10 protein-coding genes and 4 pseudogenes are annotated in these 26,803 nt (G+C 67.5%); 6 read left to right on the top strand and 8 right to left on the bottom strand.

The window, feature by feature from the left end:
* From ACWD1U_RS36825 to ACWD1U_RS36815, 3 genes and pseudogenes are all read right to left on the bottom strand, one after another.
* A pseudogene (locus ACWD1U_RS36825) lies at positions 1-193 on the bottom strand (IS701 family transposase); the annotation flags it as partial.
* A gap of 349 nt (positions 194-542) precedes the next feature.
* A complete protein-coding gene (locus ACWD1U_RS36820) occupies positions 543-1,445 on the bottom strand; it encodes an IS481 family transposase (protein ID WP_451113716.1) in 903 nt (300 codons plus the stop codon).
* A gap of 166 nt (positions 1,446-1,611) precedes the next feature.
* Positions 1,612-3,603 (bottom strand): glycosyltransferase family 2 protein, encoded by a 1,992-nt coding sequence (locus ACWD1U_RS36815; RefSeq protein ID WP_451113715.1) that lies wholly within the window; start codon positions 3,601-3,603, stop codon positions 1,612-1,614.
* Positions 3,604-4,253: 650 nt separating this feature from the next.
* Between ACWD1U_RS36815 and ACWD1U_RS36810 the strand changes: the two genes are divergently transcribed.
* From ACWD1U_RS36810 to ACWD1U_RS36795, 4 genes are all read left to right on the top strand, one after another.
* Positions 4,254-5,732: a VCBS repeat-containing protein gene (locus tag ACWD1U_RS36810; RefSeq protein WP_451113714.1), complete on the top strand. Its 1,479-nt coding sequence runs from the start codon at positions 4,254-4,256 to the stop codon at positions 5,730-5,732.
* A gap of 129 nt (positions 5,733-5,861) precedes the next feature.
* Complete coding sequence (locus tag ACWD1U_RS36805; RefSeq protein WP_451113713.1) at positions 5,862-9,479, top strand: LamG domain-containing protein; 3,618 nt, start codon at positions 5,862-5,864, stop codon at positions 9,477-9,479.
* A 167-nt stretch (positions 9,480-9,646) separates the two neighbouring features.
* A complete protein-coding gene (locus tag ACWD1U_RS36800) occupies positions 9,647-16,507 on the top strand; it encodes a polymorphic toxin-type HINT domain-containing protein (RefSeq protein WP_451113712.1) in 6,861 nt (2,286 codons plus the stop codon).
* Between the two features lie 3 nt (positions 16,508-16,510).
* Positions 16,511-16,927, top strand: coding sequence for a hypothetical protein (locus ACWD1U_RS36795; protein WP_451113711.1), 417 nt, complete (start codon positions 16,511-16,513; stop codon positions 16,925-16,927).
* 110 nt (positions 16,928-17,037) lie between these two features.
* Here the strand turns inward: ACWD1U_RS36795 and ACWD1U_RS36790 are convergent, their stop codons facing one another.
* Positions 17,038-18,231, bottom strand: a complete 1,194-nt coding sequence (locus ACWD1U_RS36790) for an IS30 family transposase (RefSeq protein ID WP_451113717.1) — start codon at positions 18,229-18,231, stop codon at positions 17,038-17,040.
* Positions 18,232-18,688: 457 nt separating this feature from the next.
* Positions 18,689-19,018, bottom strand: a pseudogene (locus ACWD1U_RS36785) (integrase core domain-containing protein); the annotation flags it as partial.
* 1 nt (position 19,019) lies between these two features.
* Here ACWD1U_RS36785 and ACWD1U_RS36780 point away from each other — a divergent pair.
* Positions 19,020-19,583, top strand: a pseudogene (locus ACWD1U_RS36780) (restriction endonuclease).
* A 325-nt stretch (positions 19,584-19,908) separates the two neighbouring features.
* Here the strand turns inward: ACWD1U_RS36780 and ACWD1U_RS36775 are convergent.
* Complete coding sequence (locus tag ACWD1U_RS36775) at positions 19,909-20,928, bottom strand: pentapeptide repeat-containing protein (protein WP_451113710.1); 1,020 nt, start codon at positions 20,926-20,928, stop codon at positions 19,909-19,911.
* A gap of 902 nt (positions 20,929-21,830) precedes the next feature.
* Here ACWD1U_RS36775 and ACWD1U_RS36770 point away from each other — a divergent pair.
* Positions 21,831-25,070: an RHS repeat-associated core domain-containing protein gene (locus ACWD1U_RS36770; RefSeq protein WP_451113709.1), complete on the top strand. Its 3,240-nt coding sequence runs from the start codon at positions 21,831-21,833 to the stop codon at positions 25,068-25,070.
* 278 nt (positions 25,071-25,348) lie between these two features.
* Here the strand turns inward: ACWD1U_RS36770 and ACWD1U_RS36765 are convergent.
* Positions 25,349-25,986, bottom strand: a pseudogene (locus tag ACWD1U_RS36765) (transposase); the annotation flags it as partial.
* A 22-nt stretch (positions 25,987-26,008) separates the two neighbouring features.
* Positions 26,009-26,803, bottom strand: a 795-nt coding sequence (locus ACWD1U_RS36760; protein WP_451113708.1) for an IS3 family transposase, incomplete at its 5' end; no start/stop codon positions are given.

The following is a 26,803-nucleotide window of genomic DNA, read 5'->3' as shown; positions in this document are numbered from 1 at the left end:
GGTCCGGGCCCGAGTGGCCGGCCTCCTCCGCGAGCGTCCAGCCATTCTTGCGTTGCAGCGGAGCGATCAGCCCCCGCAGATAAGCCAGTGCCGACCCCCGAGGCTCCGACCTGCTGAAACGGTGCACGAACCGCTCATGCAAAGCATCGAGTTCCCGAGCCCACAGCCTGACATCAGCAAGGTCCCCACCCACGACCACACCAACGACCGACCTGGCCATCAGTCACAGCAAGCACCGTTGCAGTACTAGGCGAGGACGATCGCAAGTCCGAAGAGGAACACAGCTGCCACGAGTTGGTAGTTCAGTGCGGCCCTGCCGTTCATCAGCGCAACCCACTTCGGCATCAGGTCTCGGTCCGTATCCCACAGTCCTCGGCGGGACCAGGTGTTGAGAGCCAATACCAGGTTGCACACCCCGACGAGAACAAGGCCGACGACCGTATTATCGCTGGACAAGGTCGCTTTCCCCCTTTGGCTAACAGCACGTCGAGCAAGTATGCCCTGCACGAGACGTAAGCCGCGGCGGCCGTCCACTCTCCGCCCTAGCTGTATTGCCCTGGGAGGTTAGGAACGCGGCTGGCAGGTGGTTGGCCTTTCAGCCCGGTGTGTCCGCGGTGGTGATTGTAGGTGTGCAGCCAGCCGGGGAACGCTTCGCGTCGTGCGGTCTCCGAGGGGTAGGGCCGGGCGTAGGCCCATTCGTCGAGCAGGGTGCGGTTGAAGCGTTCGACCTTGCCGTTGGTCTGCGGCCGGTAGGGCCGGGTGCGCTTGTGGGCGATGCCGGCGGCGGTGAGCAAGTCGCGCCAGTCGCGTGAGCGGTAGCAGGAGCCGTTGTCGGTCAGGACACGTTCGACGGTGATGCCGGGCTTCTCATCCGCGTGGATCTCGCTGTAGGCAAGGCGGGAGTGGTCGTCGACGGCGGTGTGGAGGTAGCTGTAGCCGGCGTTCGAGCGGGTCTTGCGGCCCGCTTGGCGGCCCAGCACCTTGTGCCCGCCGCCGTCGGGGATGTTGCCGAGCTTCTTGATGTCCACGTGCACCAGCTCGCCGGGACGTTCACGTTCGTAGCGGCGTATGACACGGCCGGTGGCCCGGTCCAGGTGTGTGAGGCGGGCCATGCCATAGCGGGTCAGCACACGGTGCACGGTCGAGGGCACCAGCCGCAGCAGGTGCGCGATGCGGGCCGGTCCCCAGCGGCGCAGGACACGGACTTTGATGAGGCGCCGCTCGGTGCGGGTCGGCGTCCTGCGCGGGCGGATGCGCGGGCAACTGGAGCGGTCGCTCATGCCTGCTTCGCCGAACGTCCGGTAGCGGTCGGCCCAGCGCCGGGCAGTGGTCGGCGAGACCTGGAAGCGTTCGGCAGCCCGGCGCAGGGGCCAGTCGTCCTCGACCACGCAGCGGGCCAGACGCAGTCGTCCGGTCTCGGTCAGGGGTGCATTACGGTGAGGCACGAGGGCCTTTCTGTTGGTGTAGACGTCGCAATCCACGCCGAACCGGAAGGCCCTCACCTGTTCAAGATCCCTCAGCGGAGACCTGCCTCACCGTCCACAACCTCCCGGGAAGAACACCTGTGCTGTCCCGGGACCTTGGTGACGGGCGCGGGCCGCCGTTCCTCGGTCAGGATTTGAGGCGCCGAGTCACCGCCCCGATGAGGTCGGTCTTGGAGACCTGCAGGGCGAAGCTGTCCTTGCTGTTCGGGGCAGGCTTGGCGTACCAGGGCAGGGCGCGGCGGCGCCACTTCGCAGCGATGAGGTTGTTGGGGAGCTCTGGGAGGGGCAGCACCCAGTTGCCGAGCCGGAGTTCCCCATGCCAGGTACCGGCGGGGAGTTCGGTGACAGGGATGCGTACGACGAAGGCATCACCGGTGGTCGAAGCGGGGAAGGTGGCGCTGTCTCCCTGGTCGTTGCGGAGGGTCGCGGCGAGAGCGCCCTCGGGGTGTGCGGTGAGGGTGCAGCGGCCGGTGAACTCCAGCTCGGTGGGGGCGCCAGGGGCCCACCGGACGGTGTCGTGCAGGTTGAGATTGGGCAGTACGGCGTACTTCTGCTCGCCGAGGTCGAGCGTGAAGTTGCCGTGCGGGTGGGTGGTGTAGAGGGTGGCGGCACGTGGGCCCTCAGCAGTGCCCACGACGTGTGTGGCGGCTTTGCCGGACACGTCGGCCGCCCGCTTGCTGCCGATGCGGACTTCCCGGGTGACGCCCTGGGCGCCGATGGCGAGGGAGATGTCCCACAGTCCGTCCCTGAGCGGGCTGCCGTCGGCGGCTGTGGTGATGTCGACGGCAGCCTCGAAGCCGGCCTTCTCGTAGGTGTAGTGCCCCTGGTCCTCGTCGGCCCCGAGCCCGTGCGTCGTGGTGTGCGTGACCGGCAGCCGGAACTCCGCCTTGCTGTCGCGCTCGCGCAGGACGAGTTCCGTGGTGACGTCTTCCGTGGCGACGCGGTGGAGGTAGCCGTGGCCGACGAGGTGCAGCGTGGTGCCGTGCAGCCCGGCGCGGGTGACCCGGTGGCGGACGCCGAGTTGTGCGGTGACGTCGTAGCAGCTGTCGGGGATGGCGCGGTCGGGATCGCGGAGGAAGGGGTAACGGGCGAGGGCGCGGCCGCCGTCGACGATGACTGGGGTGGAGACCTCGCTCCGGGCGAGTTCCTTCTCGAACTGCAGGAGTGAGAGGAGTTCGTCGAGCATCTCATGCCGTACGAGGTGCAGCCGCAGCCGGGCCATCGCCGAGAGTCGGTCGTTCATGCCCTCGTGCCACAGCGGGGCGATGGTCTCGGCGAGGCGGGCGAGGAGCTTCTCCTGCTGGGGGCGGTGCTCTTGAACCAGGTGGTTGAGGAGTTGCTGAACCTCGACGGTGAGGTGCCGGTGCGCCAGGTGGTCGCGACCGGGGCCGGGCGGCACGTTCTCGAGGATCATGTCGATCATGCGTGGCAGGAACTTCAGCCGGGGCTCGGTTCCGCCCGTCCGCAGGGTGATGTTGCCCTCGTCTTCGCGCTGTACCCAGTAAAGGCAGTCGTAGGAGGCCAGTACGGAGACGCCCGACGCGTGGAGGTAGGCGGGTCCCACGAAGAGTTGGTCCTCGCCGATGGACAGGTCCGCGGGGAAGCGCAGGCCGTGGCGCTCCAGCAGTTCCCGGCGGAAGAGCTTCATGGGGTTGAGCGTCCAGTAGATACGGGACGAGAAGACATCGGTCTTCGGCTGGTCGCGCCGGAACATCGAGGCAGGGGCCGCGCGTCCACCCACACCCACCATCTTGCCGAGCACGATGTCAGTGCCGTTGGTCTCGGCCATGGCCACCATGCGCTCAAGGGCTTCCGGGCCCAGGTAATCATCGGCGTCCAGGAAGAACACGAACCGTCCGCGGGCGTGGTCGAGGCCGGCGTTACGAGGTGCCGAGGGGCCGCCGGAGTTCTCCTGTGTGAAAATGTTGATCAACCCGGGGTACACGTCAGCCAAGCGTGCAAGTTCCTTGGCTGTCCCGTCGGTTGAGCCGTCGTCGACGACGTTGATCTCCAGCTCGTCCTGGCCGATGCTTTGCTCGGCGACAGACGTAATGCAACGCGTCAGATAAGGCATCGCATTGTACGCGGCGACAATTACCGTAACGGCTGGGGCAGCCATCGTCACGCTCTCCAAAAGATGCGGGGCACGCCCCGTTTTCTGAATGACATGAATTCTCGGCTGGTCGGATGCCGTGTGGTGCCATTTTGCGGGGGAGGTGCCAAAAGGAGTGCGAAGATATCATGACCAGCCTGTGCCCGCGAGGTGGCTACCCGATGGAGGGTGAGCTCAGGTCGGGGTCACATCGCCGGCTGGATGGGCGATGCGCCTCGGCCGGGCGGGCTGTGGCCGCTGTGAGTTGTGGTTACTGAACTGTCAGTGCTACTGCCGTGCGTGCCGGGGCGAAGCGGCGCGGAGGTCTCCAGGTCAGCGTAGGTAGTGCTGTGCTTGGGGCGGCTTGGGGGGCGATCAAGTAGGGGTCTTTGCTCAGCCCTCGGCCTTGCCGTCGGTGGTGGCCTAGGCGCGGGTCTCGCTGGTGAGGGAGGCGCTGCCGGGCAGGGCTGTGTAGTGCCTTACGGGTGAGACGCAGGCTGCTGTGATCTTTGTCATAGCTCTGAGTGGCGAGACGTGTATTGCAGGTGCCCTTCCAGTAAAGGGATGATCCACTGGCCTTCTTTATCTTCTCTTTATGGCCAGGGGTGTGTGTGTCAAGGGTGGGGAAAGCGTGGCGGCGTAGTGCCGCCATTGTTCTGGCAGGGGCACTGCTTACATTGGGGGGTGCAACCGGCGGTACACCCGCCGCAGCCGCCGTCGCGTGCCCGTCAGGGACCGGCTCGGACTTCAACGGCGACGGCGTCAGCGACACGGCGATCGCCGACCCGGAGGCAAGCGTCGACGGCGTGCAGAAGGCGGGGGTGGTGCATGTCGTCTACGGCGGCGGCAAAGGCACCTTCACGCTCTCGCAGGCCACGGACGGCATACCGGGCGTCCCCGAGGCTGGCGACCAGTACAGTCATGCGCTGGCTGTCTACGACGCCGACCTCGACGGCTGCAGCGACCTGGTGGTCGGTTCTCCGTACGAGGACATCGGCACTGTGCCCGACGCCGGCGGCGTGCAGGTGATTTACGGCTCCACGAGCGGGCTGAATGCCGGCGGCAAAGCCGTGAAGGAGATCTACCAGGGCAGCGACAAGCCTCTGGGTGGCACTGCGGAGGCCGACGACTGGGTCGGCTACGCGGTCGCGGCCGGGAAGACTTCGGGCGGCACGCCCTACCTGCTGGTCGGTGCCCCTGGTGAGTCGATCGGCACCGTCGAGGACGCGGGCACCTTCTACTACGTGAGCGGCACCGCGCAAACGGTCGTCGGCGTCAACCAGGACACCGAGACCGGTGGCGCCGTCCCCGGCGTGGTGGAGCAGGACGACCGCTTCGGTGGCGCGCTCGCCGCGACCCCGACCCACTTCGCGGTCGGCACACCCGGCGAGGCTCTCGGCACCAAGACCTTCGCCGGCGGCGTGGCCTGGTTCAACCACACGCTGACCTCCGGCTACCCGAAGCCACTCGGCGGACTCGGGCAGGACCAGGACGCGATCACCGGGGGCGAAGAGGCCGGCGACCAGTTCGGCACCGCACTCTCCATGGTCCCGTACCGGCCTTCCGGCGCCACGTCCACCACCGAGTCGCTGCTCGCGGTCGGCGTTCCGGGCGAGGACCTGAAGACCACCGTCGACGCGGGCGCCGTCCAGGTCTTCCGGCTCACGGCGAGCGGTACCTTCACCGAGACCGCCTGGATCGATCAGAACACCGCGGACGTGGACGGCGCGGCAGAGGCCGGCGACCTTTTCGGCAAGCGGCTCGCCGCCGCCAACACCTCCCCGAACGCGACCTCCACCGCCACGACCACCCGAGTCGCGATCGGCGTGCCCGGCGAGGAGACGACCGAGGAGTTCCCGGACGAGGGCGGCGTCCACGTCATCCCGCTCGTCGGCGCGCCCGGTGCCTCCGACGTCTCGATCGACCCCGCATACGGCATCCCGTCCGCACCCGCACCGCGCATGCTCACCGGCCTTGCTCTGGGCGCCACTTCCTCACTGCTTTACGTGGGCGTGCCCTACGGCCCGGCCGAGGGCCGGGCGGTCTACGGCTTCCCGTGGAACGTGGCCTCGGGCGGTGCGCCGACGCAGACCTTCAAGCCCGGCGAGGGCGGTATTCCGGCGGGCGGCGTCGCCTTCGGGGTCACTGTCCGCTGACGACCCGTCAATCGCAAAGCTCAACATCGCCGGGCCAGGCGATCCGGCGACCCGACTTCTGAGACAGACGTGAGACAAGTGGAGCGTGGACGCGTGTCCGCAGACAGACACAGACCGATACGGCGAGGCATGGTGCTTCGTGCCGCCGTGGCGGCGGCCGTCACCGGCGCGGTGGTGGCCGGGGCGGCGGTCCTCCCGGGCGGAGGTGGCATCCCGGCGCAGAGCCAGGCGCCGGTGGCTGCCGACCAGCCGATGCAGTCCGAGCAGCAGGCCCTCGCCGTCGCGAAGGAGAGCGGCAAGAAGACCGAGGTCGTCGGGCTGCGCACCGAGCGCCGTGAGATCTTCGCCGAGCCCGACGGCACCTTCACGGCCCGTGAGTACACCGAGCCCGTCCGTACGGTCCGCGACGGCAAGTGGGTCGGCATCGACGCGACGTTGGCGAAGCGGGCCGACGGCAACTGGGTGCCGAAGGCCGCCACCGTGGGCCTGAGCTTCTCCGCCGGGCAGGCAGGAAAGCCGTTCGTGACGATGCAGCGGGCGGGCCGTGAGTTCGCCCTTACCTGGCCGTACGGCAAACTGCCCGCGCCCCGCGTCGAGGGCGACACCGCCACCTACGTCGACGCCCTGCCCGGCGTGGACCTCACCGTCCGGGCCGAAGCCGACGGCTTCGGCCATCTGGTGGTCGTCAAGACGCCGGAGGCGGCGGCCGACAAGCGGTTGGCCAGGATCGACTTGGGCATGACCACGAAGGGTTTGAAGGTCACCGAGGACGGCGCCGGGGCCATCGTGGCCGAGGACGCCGTCGTCGGCGGCACCGTCTTCCAAGCGGGCGAACCCGCGATGTGGGACTCGGCCGCCGTGGCAGAGGCCGCCGCCCGCAAGCAGGGCCCCAAGGCCGTGGTGAAGGCCCTGAGTTCCGTTGCGGCCGGTGCTCAGGAAAGCGCGACGCCCGGTCCGCAGGCCGAAACGGCGCCCGAGCCCGCCCTCGAAGGCCCGGGCGGCGGCGGACGAGTCTCCCCGCTCGGCGTCGAGGTCGGCAAGGGGAAGCTGAGCCTGCTCCCTGACCAGAAGCTCCTCAACGGCAAGGACACCGTCTTCCCGGTCGTCATCGACCCGATCCAGCGCACCACCTCCCGCACCTCCTGGACCGGCATCATGTCCGGCATGCCGAGCGAGCAGGACTGGAAGTACTCGGGCAGCGCCGGCGTCGGCAAGTGCCCCACCGACTACAACCCGGTCTCCTGCAACGGCGTCGGCGTGCGCCGCCTGATGTTCACGATGCCGCTCTCCTACTACAAGGGGAAGCAGATCATCGAGGCGACCTTCTCGGCTCGGGTGGAGCATATCTACAGCGCCACGCCGACCGCCGAGCCCATCCGCCTGTACCGGATCGGCGGCAAGGACTACTCGCTCACCTCGTCCAGCAACTGGTCCAACACCTCGGACGATTGGGTGGACCATCTGCAGACCGTCGACAAGGCGATCTCCCCGACCTCCTGCTCCAGCCAGGCCAACCTGCACTTCGAGGGTGGTACGACCGGCGAGCTGACCAACGAGATCCAGTCGGCCGCCGCTGGCGGCTGGAATGCGATGACGCTGGGCCTGCGCGCGGCCGACGAGACCCGACTCGCCGAGTGGAAGCGGATCTGCGGCAACGCGTACCTGTCGATCAAGTACAACAACCTGCCGCGGAAGATCAGGACGGCGGACATGTACACCGACCCCGGAGGCCTGTGCCGTTGGGGTTCGGGCCGCGCGTACGTCGACCAGCGGCCGAAGCTGCAGGCCATCGCCAGCGACCCCGACCACGGCAACGGCCAGACCGACAAGGTCAAGGTCGAGTTCAAGGTGGAGTGGACCGACCCCAACACGAACACGGCCAAGTCCTACACGTATCTGACGAAGGAATGGCTGTCGCCGACCACCAGCACCAAGTTCGAACACACCGTCAGCTCGTCGATCCCGGAGAACACCGTCATCTACTGGAGCGCACGCGCCACCGACGGTGATGGCTACTTTGGCCCGTGGAGCTGGGAGGGTGACACCGCTCAGCGCTGCGAGTTCATCTACGACGGTAGCTGGCCGGGCAAGCCGCTGGTGAACTCCCCGCAGTACCCGTCGGAGACCGTCTACCACGACGGCGTGGGAACCTACGGCACCTTCACCTTCTCGCCCAACCCGAACGACACCATCCCGGACTCCGACGTCGTCAAGTACCAGTACTCCTTTGACGGCGCCGCCCTGAAGGACCTCCTTCCCAGCACGCCGGGCGGCTCGGTCTCCACGGAGTGGATGCCGACCCGGCCCGGACGGCACGTGCTCGAGGTGATCGCCGTCGACAAGGCCAACCACGCCAGCAGCACCCCATATCACTTTCTGGTCAGCGAGGGCACGCCGGTCCGCGCCCAGTGGAACCTCGCCGACAAGGCCGGCAACACGGAAGCGCACGACGAGAGCGGCGACTTCTCGGCCACGGCCGGTACCGCCGTCACTTTCGGTGTGGACGGCCCCGGCGGCAAGGTCGACAAGGCGGCCCGCTTCGACGGCACCGCCGACGCCTGGCTGGACACCAGCGAGACGGTGCTCGACACGTCCAAGAGCTTCAGCGTGAGTGCGTGGGTGCGGCCCACCGCGCTGGACCGGAACATGACGGTGATCAGCCAGGACGGCACCGGTGAGCCCGCCTTCACCCTGGGGTACGACGCGTCCGCGCAGACCTGGAAGTTCGCCGTCCCGGTCAACGACGTCGACTCGCTGGGCGAGTGGAAGGCCCTCTCCACCGGGGTGTCCGCGGTCAAGGACCAGTGGGTGCTGCTGACGGGCGTGTACGACGCCCAGAAGAGCGGCGGTCCGCAGCTGCAGCTGTACGTCAATAAGGACCTGAAAGGCAGCGCCGGCCGCCGCTCCACTTGGAAGTCGTACGGTCCGCTGCAAATCGGACGTGCGACGGCCAAGAGCGGCTACCGCGACCACTTCGCCGGAGACCTCGCCGAGGTCCGTGTCTTCGACCGGGTCCTGCCGGCGACCCAGGTCGCCGAGCTGATGACCATCAAGCCGGTGCGCAAGGGCTACTGGCAGCTCGACTCCGCTGACGCTGGTGCCTCCGCCGAGACCGGCGGCGGGCAGGCGCTGACCCTCGCGGGCAACGCCTCCATCTACCGCCCAGCCGACCCGCTGTTCGACACCGCCGCCCTGGTGGGCGACGGCAACCTGGTCCTGGACGGCGACGGGGACTACGCGTCGACCACGACGGCCCCGGTCACCGGCAACAGCAGCTTCACGATCTCCGCCCGCGCCCAGCTCACTTCGCTGGACCCGGTCAAGTCGCAGACGGTGCTGTCCCTGCCAGGTGCCAATGCCAACCGCGTCCAGGTCCGCTACCAGGCAGCCACCCAGCAGTGGGAGCTGGCGGTGAGGAAGTCGGACTCGTCGACCGCCGAGGTCGTCACCTTCACCGACAACCAGGAACTGCCCGACACCGGAGGCTCCGGCCAGCACCTGGCGGTCGTCTATGACGCCTTCGCCAACTCGATCCGGCTCTACGTCGAGGGCCAGCTCGTGGCAGGCGCCTACGGCAAGGAGAACACCCTGTGGCCCGCCACCGGCGGGCTGCAGGTGGGCCGTTCGCTGCGCGGGGCGAGCGAGTACTTCGCCGGCGCCCTCGACGAGATCCGCGTCTACAGCGGTGCCGCCGACCTGATCGCGGTGCAGCAGATGGCCGCACTGATGGCCGTGCCGGACATGTGACAGACCGTCGCATCTTGAGGTGTGCCGGGCTTCTGGGACCCGGCACACCCGTCCCCCACCGCTTTTTCCCTCCAATCCATGACGTTCTCCTCCGAAAGGGAACCGACCGCATGTTTCGTGGCCGCTCACTGAGCCGCCGCATGCCGAGACAGACGGTTGTCGCGACAGTGATAGGGCTTTCCCTCGCACTGTCCGCGTCGACCGTCCAGGCAGTGGTGCTCGACGACGGCGCCCGGGGCCGCACCAGCCGCCCCGGCGTCCAGGACGACGGCGATCCCGTCAAGAGACGCGACGCCAAGTCCAAGCCCCGGCCCGCAGACCCGGCCCGCAAAGCCGCGGTCAAGGGCCTCGACAGGGCGTCCTGGCCCAAGCAGGGCGGCGCCGAAGTGAAGCTGGGGGCCACCGCGGAAGCGGGCGGCCTGCCGGTGAAGGTGCTGAAGCCAAAGAACGCCAAGGCTGCGAAGTCCGCGCCCACCGAGGTGCAGGTCGACGTCCTCGACCCCGCCCGCGCCGCGAAGCTCGGCGCCGACGTCCTCCTCGGTGTTGAGCGGGCCGACGACGGCAACAAGGCCGCCAAGGTGCGCCTTACCGTCGACTACTCCGACTTCGCCGAGGGCTACGGCGGCTCCTACGCCTCCCGGCTGCGCCTGGTCCAGCTGCCCGCGTGCGCCGCGTACGCGAGCCCCGGCAGCAAGAAGTGCCCGCAGCAGCCAAAGGTGCTGCCGACGGTGAATGATGTACGGGCGGGCACTGTCTCGGCCGACGTGACAGCCGCCCCGGCCTCCACTGAGGGCGTCTCCACGATGGCGGGCGAGTCGACTTCGCTCCTGGCGGTCGCGGCGGGCCCGTCCAGCGCTCAGGGCACCTACAAGGCGACCGCTCTGTCCCCGTCGGCCAGCTGGAGCGTCGCCACCTCCTCCGGCGCGTTCAACTGGAACTACCCGCTGCGCTCCGTCCCGACCCCGGGCGGCCTGGTCCCCACCGTGGGCCTCGGCTACTCCTCCCAGTCGGCGGACGGCCGCACCTCGGCCACCAACAACCAGGGTTCCTGGATCGGTGAGGGCTTCTCCTACGACCCCGGATACATCGAGCGTCGCTACAAGCCCTGCTCCGAGGACGGGCACGCCAACTCCGGTGAGCAGTGCTGGGCGTTCCACAACGCCACGGTCATGCTCAACGGCTCGGCCGGCGAGCTGGTCAAGGACGACGTCACCGGCAAGTGGCATATGTCGTCCGACGACGGCTCTAAGGTGGAGCGACTGCCCGGCGCCACCAACGGCGACGACGGCAGCGCCGACGACAAGGGCGAGCACTGGAAGATCACGACATCCGACGGCACCGAGTACTACTTCGGCCTGAACCGCCTGCCAGGCTGGGCCACGGGCAACGAGGAGACCAACTCCGTCTGGACCGCCCCGGTCTTCGGCGACGACTCCGGTGAGCCCTGCTACAACGCCACCTTCACCAGCGCCCACTGCCAGCAGGCCTGGCGCTGGAGCCTGGACTATGTCAAGGACACCCACGGCAATGTGATGTCTTACTTCTACGAGCGCGAGACCAACTACTACGCGCTGAACGGGAAGACGGACGTCAACGGCACCGCGTACCACCGCGGCGGCTACCTCAAGCGCATCGACTACGGCCAGCGAGACGGCCAGGTCTACGCGGCCAAGGCACCGGCCCGGATCGCCTTCAACGTCGCCGAACGCTGCCTGCCCACCGCCGACTTCGATTGTGCTGAAAGCAAGCGCACCAAGGCGAACGCCGCCCACTGGCCGGACGTCCCGGTCGACCAGGAGTGCAAGGCGAGCACCAAGTGCACCTCGCCCGTCCAGACGTTCTGGACCACCAAGCGGCTGACGTCCGTCGTCACACAGATGCGCAAGGACGCCACGACCTACCAGGACGTGGACGCCTGGACCTTCACGCACCTGTTCACCGACAACGGCGACGACTCCAAGACCCTGTGGCTGTCGAAGATCGAACACGAGGGCCGCGCCGGTACGGCGGTGAAGCTGCCGTCCGTCGACCTCTTCGGCGAGCAGCTCGACAACCGCGTCGACGCGGTCGGCGACAACATCGCGCCGTTCCGCCGCTTCCGCCTTTCGGTGGTTCTCAGCGAGACGGGCGCCCAGCTCGATGTCAACTACGCGCCCACTGACTGCACCAAGGCGGCCCTGCCCCAGCCGGGTGAGTCAACCAAGCGCTGTTACCCGGTGAAGTGGTCCCCGCCCGGCTACCTGGAGCCGATCACCGACTGGTTCCACAAGTACGTCGTGTCGTCGGTCATAGAGACCGACCGTACCGGCGGCAGCGACGGCATGGTCACCCGCTACGACTACCAGGGCGACGCGGCCTGGCGCAAGGCGAAGCCGGACGGCATCACCGATGCCAAGTACCTTACCTGGGGCGGCTGGCAGGGCTACGGCAAGGTCACCGTCACCAGCGGCACCGCCGACAAGCAGACGACCCGTATCGACTACACCTTCATGCAGGGCATGAACGGCGACGCGAGCCCAGCCGGCGGTACCCGCTCGGTAACGGTCAAGGACTCCACGGGCGCCACGTACGACGACGACGAGGAGTTCACCGGCCACCAGCTGGAGGCGGCGACATACGACGGCGGCAAGCTGGTCTCCAAGACCATCGCGACTCCGTTCAAGCACTACACCGCCACCCAGGCCCGCAGCTGGGGCACCACCCGCGCGGCGATCGTGCGCACCCAGACCGGCCGAGGCTTCCAGCTGAAGTCCGACGGGACCTGGCGGGAGACACAGTCCACCACGACATACGACACCGCGAAGGGCGGCCGCGTCACCCGGGTCGAGGACCTGGGCGACGTCTCCACCACCAAGGACGACTCCTGCACTCGCACCTGGTATGCGGACAACACCACGGAGAACATCCTGTCGCTGCCGTCCCGCAGCGAGTCGGTGGCGGTGAAGTGCTCCGTCACCCCGGACTACAAGACGCAGGTCCTGGCGGACGAGCGCACGTCCTACGACGGCGGCGCGTACGACGCGGCCCCCACCAAGGGGGACGCGACCAAGACCGAGCGCCTGACGTCCCACAACGGCACAGCGCCGACGTATCAGGTCACGGGTACGACGACCTACGACTCGTACGGTCGCCCGCTGTCCCAGAAGGACGCCAAGCAGTACGGCACGACGGACGAGACGAAGACCACCTACACCGAGACCAACGGCCTGCTGACGAAGACCACCGTCACCAACGCCCTCGGCCACGTCACCACCACCGACTACGCCCCAGCCTGGGGTATGTCGGCCGGCCAGACCGACCCGAACGGCAAGCGGACGGACCTCGCCTACGACGCCCTTGGCCGTCTGACCTCGGTATGGCTCGCGGACCGGGCGAAGACCCAAACGCCGAGCATCAAGTACTCGTACAACGTCCGCAAGGACAAGGTCACCTCGATCAAAACCGAGAAGATCGAGAACGACGGCTCCTACGGCGCCGAGTACCAGCTGTACGACAGCCTGCTGCGCCCTCGGCAGATCCAGACCGAGGGCCCGGGCGGCACGAGCATGGTCGCCGACACGTTCTACGACGGCACCGGCAACCTCAAAAAGACCAACTCGACGTACAACGCGGCAGGCGCCCCTTCCGACGAGCTAATGCCTGTCAGCAACAGTCAGGTCGGCGCGCAGAGCCTGCTGGAGTACGACGGACTGGGCCGCAACACAGCCCAGATCTTCGCGGTCAGCGGCGCCGAGCAGTGGCGCACGACGACGACGTACGACGGCGAGCTGACCCACGTCGACCCGCCGGCCGGCGGTGTGCCCACGACCACGATCACCGACGGCCAGGGCAACGTCTCGGAGATCCGCCACTACCGGGGCTCCGCGCCGGGTGCGGGTGTGCCGTACGACTCGACCAAGTACGCGTACAACACGCGCGGTCTGCTGGAGACGGTCACCGACGCCAAGGGCAACGTGTGGCGGTACGAGTACGACCAGCTGGGGCGCAAGACCAAGTCGGTCGACCCCGACGCGGGCACCTCGCGCACAGAGTACGACGAGCTGGACCGGCCGGTCGCCTCGTACGACGGCCGGAACAAGAAGATCTCCACGGTCTACGACAAGCTCAGCCGCGTGGCCACGACCTGGCAGGGCGACCCCACCACCGGAACGAAGCTGACGGAGACCAGGTACGACAAGGCAGGCTGGTTGGGCCAGGCCTACGGCTTCCTGAACTACGTCTCGCCGACGGAGTACTTTGCCACCGCCGTCCAGTCGATGGACGAGTTCTACCGCCCGCTGAAGACGGCCTACCAGGTCCCCGCTTCTCAGGGCTCCCTGGCCGGCACGTACGTCTTCAGCACCACGTACAACCGTGACGGCACCGTCCAGAGCACCGGCCTGCCCGCCATCGGCGACCTGCCGGCGGAGGCACTGACCTATACGTACGACGCCCTGCAGCGCCCCACGACGATGACGGGCTCCACGTCCTACGTCACGAACACCATCTACTCGCGAGGCAGCCAGCTCCAGCAGCTGGAGCTGTATTCGGGCAGCGGCAAGAAGGTCTGGCAGACCTTCAGCTACGAGACAGGCACCGACCGACTGACCCGCTCAGTCGTCGACGTCTACGGCGCCACCGCACCGGCGAAGGACTCCAAGTACTCCTACGACCAGGCGGGCAACGTCCTGTCCATCGCGGACACCGCCAACTCCGCCTCACCGGACATGCAGTGCTTCGCGTACGACAACCGGCAGCGCCTGAAGGATGCCTGGACCCCGGCAGCCACCGCGACGACCGCAGGCGGCACTGGCACCCGTGGCTCCACCACCCCGGTGGACGGCACCGGACCGGCTGCCTGCGACGCGGCGCCCGGATCGAGCCCGCTCGGTGGCCCGGCCCCGTACTGGAAGTCGTACGAGACCGACGCGATCGGCAACCGCATCACGGAGACGCTCCATGACACCGGCCTCGACGCTGCGAAGAACATCACCCGCAGCTACGAGTACGGCACCGCGGGCGCCCTGGGCGACGGCCCGCACCAGCTCACCAAGGTCACCGAGAGGACCCCGACCGGGGACAGGCAGTCGACGTACGAGTACGACGACGCGGGCAACACCACCAAGCGCACCATCGGGGGCAACGCCCAGTCGCTGACCTGGACAGACACCGGCAAGGTCAGTGAGGTCACCGAGGCGAACGGCTCGCAGACGAGCTACATCTACGACGGCTCCGGCAACCGGCTCGTCCGCAAGGACCCGACCGGTACCACCGTCTACCTGCCCGGCACCGAGCTGAAGCTGTCGGCCGACGGCACGAAGAAGGAAGCCACTCGCTACTACGACTTCGCCGGCCAGACCGTCGCGGTCCGCACCGCGGCCAAACTGTCCTATGTCGCCTCGGACCACCACGGCACGGGCGAGGTGGCGATCGACGCTGCGACCGGCGCGATCAGCCAGCGCCGCTTCGACCCCTACGGCGTCGAGCGCGGCGAGAAGACCGGCACCTGGCCGGGTGAGAAGGGCTACGTCGGCGGCACCATCGACGCCTCGACCGGCCTGACCCACCTGGGGGCGCGCGAGTACGACCCGGTGATCGGAAAATTCATATCGGTCGACCCGATCATCGAGTACACGCAGCCACAACAGATCAACGGCTACGCCTACGCGAACAACTCACCGGTCACGCACGCCGACCCCAGCGGCATGGCCCTTCCGGAGTGCTGGGAGGGGCTGATCGAGTGCCGTGGAGGACTGCCCGTCACCAACACGCCGAAGAAGGTCGCCGACGCTCAGTCCGACCACAGCAAGGCATCCGCGGACCTGGCGGCGGCTCAGAATCAGCAGTCCTCCGCCAAGCAGCGCATCAAGTCCGCCGGCAAGGCCCTGGTCAAGATCGTCCGGGACATCCTGGGCGTGGACGCGGCCCTCGACTGCATCTCCAGCGGGGACGTCGGGTCCTGCGGCGAAACCCTGCTCAACATCGCCGGCAGCTTCGCGGGCGGCCTGGCGGGCAAGATCCTCGCCAAGTACGGCACGCCGTGGAACTGGTCGAAGGGCATCAGGCTCGCAAAGCGTGTGACAGGCCTGGTCGGGGACCTGATCGGTGGGGCCCGGGACCTGTGGAAGGCCAATAAGGCGGTCGGCAAGGCGAGAGCCGGGCTGGCCAAGGCCACGGACAAACTGGCGGACGCCAGGAAGAAAGCGGCGGAGGCACTAAAGAAGAAAAAGCCAGAAGAATCGGGCTGCCACAGTTTCCTGCCCGGCACGAAGGTACTGCTGGCCGGCGGCGGTACCAAGCCGATCGAGAGGGTAAAGCTCGGCGACAAGGTCGTCACGACCGACGCGAAGACCGGCAAGGCGGCGGTCCGTGAGGTCGCGGGCACCATTGTCACCGAGGACGACAAGCACTTCTCCGACCTCACGGTGAAGACCACCTCGGGCAAAAAGCAGGCACTGATCGCCACGACGACCCATCCGTTCTGGGTGGAGTCCGAGCGGGCGTGGATCAAGGCCGGCGACCTCGACCCTGGCATGAAGCTGCGCACCCCGTCCGGGGACACGGTCGAGCTGACGGCTAACCGTCACTTCGACAAGCGGCAGCGCACGCATGACCTGACGGTCACGGACATCCACGCGTACTATGTCCTGGCCGGCGCCACGCCGGTACTCGTTCACAACTGTGGGGACGTGTATCGCAGCGACACCCGGGATCCCAGCGAAATCTTCGATGGAGGATTCGCACCCAAGGGAGACAATATGAATCTAGAAGAGCACGTAGCGGGTGTCTCCGGGGTCTATACCCCCGACTCTGGATTCGTGTCGACGACCACCTCGAAGTCTCACGCGTTGAGCCGGAAGGGTCACACTTACGTGATCGACTCCAGAGGCGCATCTGGAGGGATTGACGTGAACAAGAGGATCCCTGGAAATGTGCACGCAAACGAGTCGGAGATAGCCGTTCCGCGCGCCATCGATTCGTGTCACATTCGTGGGTGTTGGCACGAAACAACAGGAGAGTGGATCCCAAATCCGAACTATCGGGAGTGAGGCATGGAATCGGTTGAACTGCTGGCTGTAGGACGAGGATCCGCAGTCGTTCCAGTCTCATTCGAAATCCTTGATAGGGAAGGGGCGGGCTTGAGGATGAAGTTCTCAGGCGGAGACTGGCAGTCCTTCTCTGAGTCGAATCTGTTCAAGTGTCTCTTGAGCGCTCGAACTGACCTAGAGAAGGAAGATCTCCTGCTTTGCTGCCAAGGGGCGCGACCAGACGTCTTTCCATCTGGAATGCAGCAACAGATGGATAATGGCCGCTTTGCCGCAGTCCTCTCCCGGTCCGCCGAAGAGAAAGAGATTGTCGACATCTTCGCCGCGGCTGAACCGTGGCAGGTGACTTCTGTGGAAGGTCAGCGAGTAGCCGTATATCAGTTTTTCAACCTGCCGATTTCTGATGCAGGCGGAGACGCGTAGAAGGACTTGGATCGGCGTGTGACGGCAACGCTGACGGCAACAGGGCCGAACGTCGGTCCCCCCCCCACGAGACCTGGCGGATTCTCGGGGTCCTCGCAACACCTGATGGCTTACGTGGCCGTCAGTAGATCACGCAGGCGCTCGGCTGGGGTTCTCCAGCCGAGCGTTTTGCGTGGTCGGCCATTGAGTTGCTGGGCGACGTGTTCGAGGTCTTCGGCGCTGTGCACGGACAGGTCGGTGCCCTTGGGAAAGTACTGCCGCAGCAGGCCGTTGGTGTTCTCATTCGACCCGCGCTGCCAAGGAGAGTGCGGATCACAGAAGTAGACCGGTACTCCCGTGGCCACGGTGAACTGCTTGTGCGAGGCCATCTCGCAGCCCTGGTCCCAGGTCAGTGAGCCGCGCAGGTGCTCGGGCAGGGTCTGGATCAGCGGTACCAGCACGTCGCGGACCTCCTCGGCGGTGTGCCCGCCGGCCAGATGCCCGAGCATCACGTAGCGGGTGGAGCGCTCGACCAGGGTCACGATCGCGCTGTCGCTTCGGGGGCCGACGATCAGATCGCCTTCCCAGTGGCCGGGAACCGCCCGGTCCTCCACCTCGGCAGGACGCTCGGAGATCATCACCATCTCGTCGACGAATCGGCGGGTGCGCTGCTCCGGGCTGCGGCGAGGCTTGCGGTGGGTGCGACCGCTGCGCAGTGCGACCGCGATCTCGCGGCGCAGGCCGCCTCGGGCCTGGACGTAGATGGCCTGGTAGATCGTCTCCGGACTCACCCGCATGCTCTCGTCGTCGGGGGACTCGATGACCACAGCGTGACTGATCTGCTCCGGGGACCAGCGTTCGCGCAGCTTGTCCTCAACGTATCGACGCAGCGGACCGTCCGCGGCGAGCTTCGAGGCCTTGGGCCGTGACCGGCTCTCGGCCCAGGCCCGCTGGGCCCGGTGCGGCCGGTAGACGCCGTCGACCGCCCGGGCGTCGATCTCCCGCTTGATCGTGGACGCCGGTCGCCCCAGAGCCCGTCCGATTGCCCGCAGTGAGTGGCCGGCCCGGTGCATGTCAGCGATCGTCTCCCGCTCGGTCACGTTCAGGAACCGGGAGTGCAGCCGCGCGTCGACCGCCGCAAGGGACGGCTGGGCTGCGCTGGCGCCGATGGTGGTCACACCGGTCTTATAGTCGATCAGGCGACCGTCAGCGCGCAGTCGCGAATGGCCGATCTGCCGGATGCCCTGGTCCCAGTCCTGGGCGGTGCGCTCGTGGACGCCGGCCTGCGCGGCGGCATCGCGGCGTCGGACTCCGGCCGCACGCAGCCGCTCGCACTCCGCCCGACCGGGATGCCCGGAGGTGCCGGGCTTGCCGCGACCGCGGACACCGGCCCGACGGGCCCACCCGAACGCCGTATTGCGGTTCACACCGGCTGCGCGAGCGGCATCGGTGATGCTGCCGTCCTCCCGGTCCAGTGCCTCGAAGAACCTCGCCTTCAGCACCTCAAAATCCACGACCCCGCAACTCCCTGAACTCCAGGGTGTTGCGGGAATCAGTAGAACCGGCCACCTCGTGGGGGGCACCGACGTTCATAGAGTGGATCAGTTGACGCTAGAAGGGGTGGTGGTTGGTGTACGGGCGAGGGTTTGTCAAATGAGCGGTGTAACGAGGGTGGTTGGGGTGACTGACGGGCTGTGGAGAGTCGGCCGTCGAAGGTGATGTCGAAGGCGTTCAGGGCGGTCTTCCAGCGCATGGTGAACCGCTCCGGGATCGGTGGAGGCTCTATGCGTTGACTCCAGCCGCCGGTTGGGGCTGGTGTTGAGCGTAGTGGTTGGTCTCGTATTCGTGGGGTGGGAGGTTTCCGATAGCGCTGTGGAGCCGGTGGTTGTTGAACCAGTCGACCCATTCCGCGGTGCCGAGTTCGACATCGGCGAGTCCGTGCCAGGGCCGACGGGGCTTGATCAGCTCTGCTTTGTAGAGGCCGATTTGGGACTCCATGAGCGCGTTGTCCAGGGCATCACCGACGGTGCCGACCGAGGCGTCGATGCCGGCCTCCAGGAGATGCGCGGTGAACGCGAAAGACGTGTACTGACTGCCCGCATCGGAATGATGGCTGCTGGCCCACTGGTGGGTACTCCTCATAGCCATGGTGCTCGCCGTGCTGGCGGGCGTCGGCTGGCTCTACAACCGGCAGCAGCAGGCACGCTGGGAGGCCGTCCGCGCGCAAGGCCTGCGCTACGGGCTGCCCGAACTGGACGCGCTGCATCACGCCAAATTCGAGGAGGCGGTCCGGGACCTGATGCGCCGCGACGGCTGCCGGGACGCGCAGCGGGTCGGCGGGGGCGGTGACCTGGGCGCGGACGTGTAAGCCACGGATCCGCTCGGGCGGCGCTGGGTCATCCAGTGCAAGCACCGCCGCCACGGCGCTCGAGGCTCGGCGGTGGGCACGCCGGATCTTCAGGTGCTCAACGGGACGGCCCGTCCGGTGCACGGGGCGGACGTCGCGGTGATCGTGACAAACGGCAGGGTGACCGCGCCGGCCGTGGACTTCGCCAAACAGCAGCGGCTGCATGTGGTGGACCGCCAGACGCTGGCCGCGTGGGCGTCGGGCTCACGGCCGCTGTGGGAGCTGCTGCGGGCCGTACCGCCCCCCAGGCGGCCAACGTCTCTGAGCTGAAAACGGCGGCTTGTCGGCCTCGCGGGCGGTCCTGCGGCCTGTGGTTGCCACTCGACCGCCGGGCCTTGACCCACCAGCCGGTCATCAGCGTCCGGCCGCCGGCGGGCAGGGTGAGGTGAAAACGCTCGGATTCATCCGCTCAGCTCGTCCTGCCAGCCGTCCTCGTCGGTGTGGAGGACCACGCGCCAGCCCACCTCCTCGGTTATCTAGGGGTCGAAGGGTTGCTGCGCAGTTCAGGAGCACGAGCAACGGCGCAGGCAAGTAAGGCACGTAGCCGACGGTTCGGTCGATCCGTTCACAGGACTCCGTCGGCCGGGTAGGGCTGTCAGCGTTTGATCCGTCCGCGGACGGCGAGGACGGCAAGGGCGAGGAGAGCGGGTTCCACGAGGCGGGAGGTCATCTCGAGGTAGGTGCCGGCGGTGGTCAGGTCCTGCCCGCTGGAGCGGAAGACGACCGAGTTGAGCGTGACGTTCAGCGCCTTCTCGAACCGTTTGCCCGTCCATCTGTCCGCGGTAGGGTTCTGCGGGTCGCTCTTGTCGATCTCGAAGGTGACCCTGCCTCCGCCGGACGGCACGGTGCCGGTCGCCTCCTGCTTCGGGTCGTCCTTCGGGAGCCCGATGCCCATCAGGAGCACGAGGGTGATCAGCATGGTCACGGCGAGCCAGCCCAGGGCCCGCAGAGCGCGCAGGCCATAGCCGGACAGCATCCAGTAGGCGTGCAGCAGTCCGCGTTCGGCCCGGGAGGTGGTGGTGCGGTCGTGGCGGCGCATCTCCATCTCGCCGTAGTAGATGTCCGCCGCCCCCGGCTCGTTCTTGCCGTCCTCAAACGCCTTGCGCAGCGCCCGGTACACCGGCGCCAGCTGCGCCGGCCCGGCCCGCCCGGCGCCGAGCACCGCCACGTTCCAGCCCGGGACGGTGTCCGGCTGCTTCGCGCGCCAGTGATGTTCCTCGGCGAGGGTGCGGCGCTCGGTGAAGCGTGCCGGTCGCCCGCGCCGCCAGTGCGTGCCGGGCGGGACCGTGTCAAAGGAACAGTCGCCCTCCAGGCGCACCTGGTCCAGGTGCACCGTCCCGGTGAACAGGCACCCCGACAGGTCGACGTCGGCGAGGACCAGATGCGCGGCGTCCACCCGGCGCAGCGAAACCATCCGCACCGCGGCGTCAGGCGCGTGAGCGAGGTCGCCTTCCTCCAGATGCTCCCCGGTGGGGATCACGAAGGGGTCGGCCTCCGCGGCGATGGTGAGGGGGTACTCGAAGACCGCGTGGGCGAAGTCGACGCTGGTGTAGCGCAGGCGCACCTCGGCCGTGGACAACCAGCGGGTTCGCCAGCACTCCAGACGGCGCGCCACGAACGAGAGGGTCGCGGGCCCGTTGAACACCGCACCGGACAATGACACCCGCCCGGCGCGTCTTGGCTGGATTGCTGAGCGGCCTTCTCGCAGGCACGTAGGACTCCCCAGAGTGGGATGGACAGGCTGGTGAGGTACCAGGGGATGGGCCATAGCGAGGTCCACCAGGTGGCCTGTGGGTCGAGGACCAGGTCGGCGGCGGCTGTGGCCATGCCGGTGGCCAGGCTCCAGCATGTGAGGCGTCCAGCGGCCTGGACTCCTCGGGTGAGCCGGTCGGAGGCGGGGGTGGTGCGGCAAGAGGGCAGGGGGCTGCCCGGTTCACTCATCGCGGGGGAGTCCTTCACAGGGCGTGGAAGGTGCCGGACGCCGTAAGTGTGCATGGAGTGAAGCTGTGCCCCCAGCAACCCGGTCGGCTGCGCGCTGGCTCTGAGACAAGTTGTGCCGGTGTGGGTTCGCGCTCCAGGGCTGGTAAGCGCTCTCTGTGCATATCCCGGCCTAGGTCTGAGCTTGATCGAAAAGTAGTCAATAGTGGTACGAGATGCGCTGATTGAGATGCAGTCGAAGGATTTCGGTCAGTGTGCCCGCCTGGATTGGTAACGGAATAGGCAATTCCCCCTTTGAGTGGTGACGGGTTACTCCACAGTGTCCGCATTCGCCCAGTTGAAGTGGTGGGGCTGATTCCGGCCCGCATGAGACGGATGTTGCGGGGCACGGCTCGTCGGTTTGTGTGCGTCTCGTGACAGCTTGTGTGGCCGAGGTGACCGTGTGGGTCACCGGTTCTGACTGTCTGTCTGACTTCCTGTGGGGGGAAGCTGATGCATTTACGTGCTGGAAGCACGTCGTTTCGGCGTGCTCGGAGAACACACAGAACCGCTCTCGTCGCGGCGATCACCACGGCTGCCGTGGTGATCGCCGCAGCGCCTGGTCTGGCGGCGGCTCCGAAGCCGGAGCTGCCGGAGCCGGAGAGTCCGTGGACGAAGCCGACCAAGGTCGAGGCTCCCGCGACGCCGGCCGGGTCGGTCAAAGCGCCGGGCTCGGAGGCTGAGGCCAAGCCGTCCGCCGAAGTCGCAGCTTGGCGGGCGGCGCAGAAGGCTCGGGCCGCCGGCGGGAAAACCGAGGGAGCCGCGTCCCGCGCGGCGGCCGCCGCTGAGGCCACGCCCTACACCCCGGAGGGTCAGGGCGAGGTGCCCTGGCACCGGATCATCGACACGCGTCTGAATGATGCGCTGGTGGCACGGGTGAACGTCTCCAACGGCAACCTGATGCTCGCCGCGACCGACTTCGACATCGCCGGTGTTGGCCAAAAGCTCCAGCTCACCCGGACGTACAACTCCCTCGAAGCGCCGTGGGGGAAGGTGTCACAGCGCTGGTGGCAGGCCTACGAGCGCTACCTCCAGGTCGGTGACGGGGAGGTGATCGTCTTCGACGCCACCGGCAACACGCTGCGGTTCAAGGAGACTTCCGCCGGCGGTTACACCACGCCGACGGGCTACTCCAAGGACCTGAAGAAGAACGCGGACGGCACCTACACCCTGACCGACCGCAAGTCGGGCTCGAAGGACACCTACGACGAGCACGGCACGCTGACCAAGGTCACGGACAAGAACGACGGCACGATCACCGTCGACCAGCACGACGAGGGCGGCGAGCACAAGGGCTTCAAGCTGACCGAGACCCGCTCGGGGCGCTGGATCGACCTGGTGAAGACGGACGCCAGCCAGTGGCAGGCCAAGGACCACACGGGCCGCACGGCCGTGTTCGACCTGGACCCGGCGGGCAACCTGGCCAAGGTCACCGGCACCAACGGCAAGGCCACGGCCTACGCGTACGACTCCTCCCGCCGCCTGACCAAGGTGACCACCTCAGAGGGCACCGTCACGCTGTTCACCTACGACGCCCACAACCGCGTCAGGTCGATGCAGCGGGCCACCGAGGTGACGAGCACCGGTCACATCGGTCCGACCTGGCGCTACGACTACACGGCCGCGACCCCCTCCGACGCGGGAACCACCACGGTCACCGATCCCGACGGCGACGCCACGAAGTACCTGCACAACGCCGACGGTGAGGTCACCAAGGTCACCGACCCGCTCGGCCACTCCCGCCACGCCAAGTACACCAACCACCTGCTGCAGACCGCGACCGACGCGATGGGCACGGGAGCGGACGGCACGGGCGGCAACACCACCACCTACGGCTGGGACGGCCGCAACAACGCCCTCTCCCAGAAGCTCCCGCTCGGAGCAACGGCTTCTGTGACGGCGTACCAGACCGTCGCCGGCACCGATCTGCCCAACGACTTCACCAGCGCGGACGGCCGCAAGGACACTTTCAAGTACGACACCAACGGCAACACGATGTCGGTGACCACCTCCGGAACGGCCGGCGGCACCCGCGAGTACACCTATAACAAGGACACCCCGACCTGCGGCGGCTTCGAGGGCCAGCGCTGCACCGCCAAAGACGGCAACGGCAAGGTCACCTCGTTCACCTACGACGCCAAGGGCAACCTCAAGACCGTCACCCCGCCCGCGCCGCTGGGCACGACGACCTACACCTACGACGCGCTGGGCCGGGTGGAGACCGTCACCGACGGACGCGGCATCAAGACGGTCTACGGCTACGACAACCGTGACCGTGTGACGAAGGTGTCCTCCACCAACGTCACGGTCACCTACTCCTACGACGGCGACGGCAACGTCAAATCCCGCACGGACGCCTCCGGCACCACGGGCTGGGACTACGACAAGCTCAACCGTGAACGTGTCCGCACCCTGCAAAACGGCGCCCAGACGGCGCTGGCCTACACCCCGGGCGGTGAAGTCGACTACTACACCGACCCGACCGGCAAGACCGACTACACCTGGGACAAGGCCGGCCGCCTGGACTACCTGACCGCCCCGGACGGCAAGAAGACCGACTTCGACTACAACGACAACGACAAGCGCACCAAGACCGTCTACCCCGGCGGCACCACCCAAGCCGTCGACATTGACGACAACGGCCGCCCCGAAGGCATCAAGACCACCTCGGGCACGACCACACTGATCGACCTGGCCTACAGCTACAAGAACACCGCGGGCAAGGACACCACCAAAATCCGCACCCGCACAGACAACCTCACCAAGTACAAAACCACCTACGACTACGACTCCCAGGACCGCCTGCGCTACGCCCTGGAATCCGACTCCGCAGGCGCGCGCAAGGCGTCGTGGCTGTACTGCTGGGACAAGGCCGGCAACCTCACCTCCCAGGACGGCAGCAAGAACGCCTGCCCCGGCGGCACCACCTACACCTACGACGACGCGAGCGAGCTGACCGGCAAGAACGGCTCCACCACGGGCTGGTCCTACGACAAGCTCGGCAACGAAACCGCCGGCGCCAGCGCCAGCGCCACCGCCCGCACGAACGCAGCGTGGACGGACTACAGCCAGCTCTCCGGCATCACCGCGGGTGGCAAGACCTACGACCTGGTCCATTCGGGCACGGACAACTCCGAGCGCACCAAGCTGGGTTCGACCTGGTTCCACCACACCGCGCTCGGTCTGGCGTCCACGACGACGAACGGCGTCGACACCGGATTCATCCGCGAACCGGCGGGCACCCTGAACTCCATGACGACTGGGGGGAAGTCCTACTACTACCTCACCGACGCCACCGGCAACGTCCTCGGCCTCGTCGACGCCACCGGCAAACGCACCCACACCTACGCCTACGGCCCCACCGGCCTGCCTCGCGGCACCACCACCGAGGCCGTCCCCCAGCCGCACCGCTACGCGGGCACGTACCTGGACCCGACCGGGCTGTACAAGATGGGGCACCGCTACTACGACCCGTCGCTCGGCCGCTTCACCCAGCCCGACCCGTCCGGCCAGGAGAAGAACCCCTACCTGTACGCCGGTGGCGACCCCGTCAACCGAACTGACCCTGCGGGGCTCTGGAGTCTAGAGGACTTCTCCCTGAAGGCAGCTGGCGCTGCCCTTGCGGGTGCGGTGGGTGGTTGTGTAACGGGTGCTGTAACGGGGCTTATCGCGGGGCCCGTAGGAGCCGGGGGCGGATGCCTCGCTGGTGCAGCCATAGGTGGTTATGGCGGACTGGCGACAGGGGCCGTCGACTACACCTGGGGAGAGTTCATCTCCTAGCCAGGAGGAGCGAACGGGACAGGAGAAGGAATGGGTACAACCCTTGTCACTGCTTTGATCATCGGAGGAGTTCTCGGTGTCATCACCGTACTGGTCATGAGCCGTCGAAATCGTTAGCCTCGATCTTTCGTGAGGGCCCGCCGACGGAGTCGGTGGACCCTTTCGCTTTCCGGAGCTGACGGTGGGCACGCTGGCGGCCCGGCTGTCGCGTCGGGTGGGCGCCGGGTTCCACTGCCCGGGGCGGGTGATGTTGTCGTCGGAGCGGTGGGCGTTGTTCGTCAGCCGGGGTTGGGCAGGAGCGCGAGTCGTTCGAGGGCGGCGGTGATCTCGCCGGTCCAGGGCCAGTGCTGGGTGAGGCGGAGAATCCTGCGCCGGCCGGCGGTGACGAGCTGGGCGGCTGCGGAGAACAGGCGGAATCGCAGGCGGCGGGGTTCCCAGAGCCGTGCCTTGCCGGTGAGGGCGAGCATGGGCATCCAGGCCAGCAGGTCGAGAGCGATCTGGACGATCTCGAGCCAGACCTTGTTCTGGGCTGTGGTGTGAAGGGCAGGTTGCGCAGGCCGGTGGCCCGCGCGGCCCGGATCCGGTCCTCAGCGCGGGCCCGCAGCCGGTGACGGAGCTTGAGTTCGGCGATCGTCCGGTCAGGGGTGTTGGTCGCGAAGCACGTGATCCGCATGCCGTCCGCGTCTGTGATCCTCAACTGGGCGCCGGGATGGGGTCGTTCCTTTCGGACGATCAGTCGCATGCCCTTGGGCCAGCCGTCCAGGAGCTTGCCGGTGAGCTCGGCGACCCAGGCCCCGTCACGGGCCTCACCGTCGGTCTCGACGGCCGGGGTCCAGGCCGATGCGGGAATCTTCAGCACGTGTTCGTGGATCGCTTCGGTGACCGACATGCCGACCGAGTAGGACTGAAGTTTCCCCGTGATGCTGGACACTCGATGCTTACGCTGCGAGGGCGTGTTCTTGCTCGTGTCGCTGCCGGGTCTCCAGCGGGGTGAGGTAGCCCCAGACTGGATGCCTCCGCAACCGCTTGCGGTTATAGAAGGTCTCGATGAAGGTGAAGATCTCAGCGCGGGCAGTGGTCCGGTCGGGCCAGCGGCGGGTGCCGATTTCCGCTTTCAGTAGCGCGAAGAAGCTCTCGGCGGCGGCATTGTCGTAGCACGAGCCGGTTCGTCCCATGCTCTGCCGCAGCCCCAACCGGTCTACTTCCCGGCGGAGTTCGTCAGCGGTGTACTCCGCTCCGCGGTCCGAGTGCACGATGCAGCCGGGCTGGAGGTCACTGCGGCCGGCGGCCATCGTCAATGCGTCGACCACCAGGGATGCGCGGTGGTGGTCGGCCATCGAGTAGCCGACAATCTCGCGTGTCGCCAGGTCCAGCCAGGTCGCCAGATACAGCCAGCCCTCGTCGGTGGGGATGTAGGTGATGTCACCGACCAGTTTCCGCCCCGGGGCGGCGGCCGTGAAGTCGCGGCCGATCAGGTCGTGAGCGGGCACCGCCTTCTTCGCCGGACGGGTCAGCGACCGGCGCTTGCGCCGGGTGACCCCGGTGATGTCGCGCTCACGCATGATCCGTTCCACTCGCTTGCGGTTGACCGGCCGGTCCAGCCTGCGCAGTTCAGCATGGATGCGCGGCACCCCGTAGGTGCACCGGGAGGCGATGTGCAAGGCGGTGATCTCGTGGGCGAGGGCGTCGTCGGCGGCCCGGCGGGCGGCGCGGGCCTGCTCGCCGGCCATCCA

Source organism: Streptomyces sp. NPDC002788, from assembly GCF_053592115.1.
Note: the sequence above shows the minus strand (reverse complement) of the source record. Positions and strands in the feature narration are given on the sequence as shown.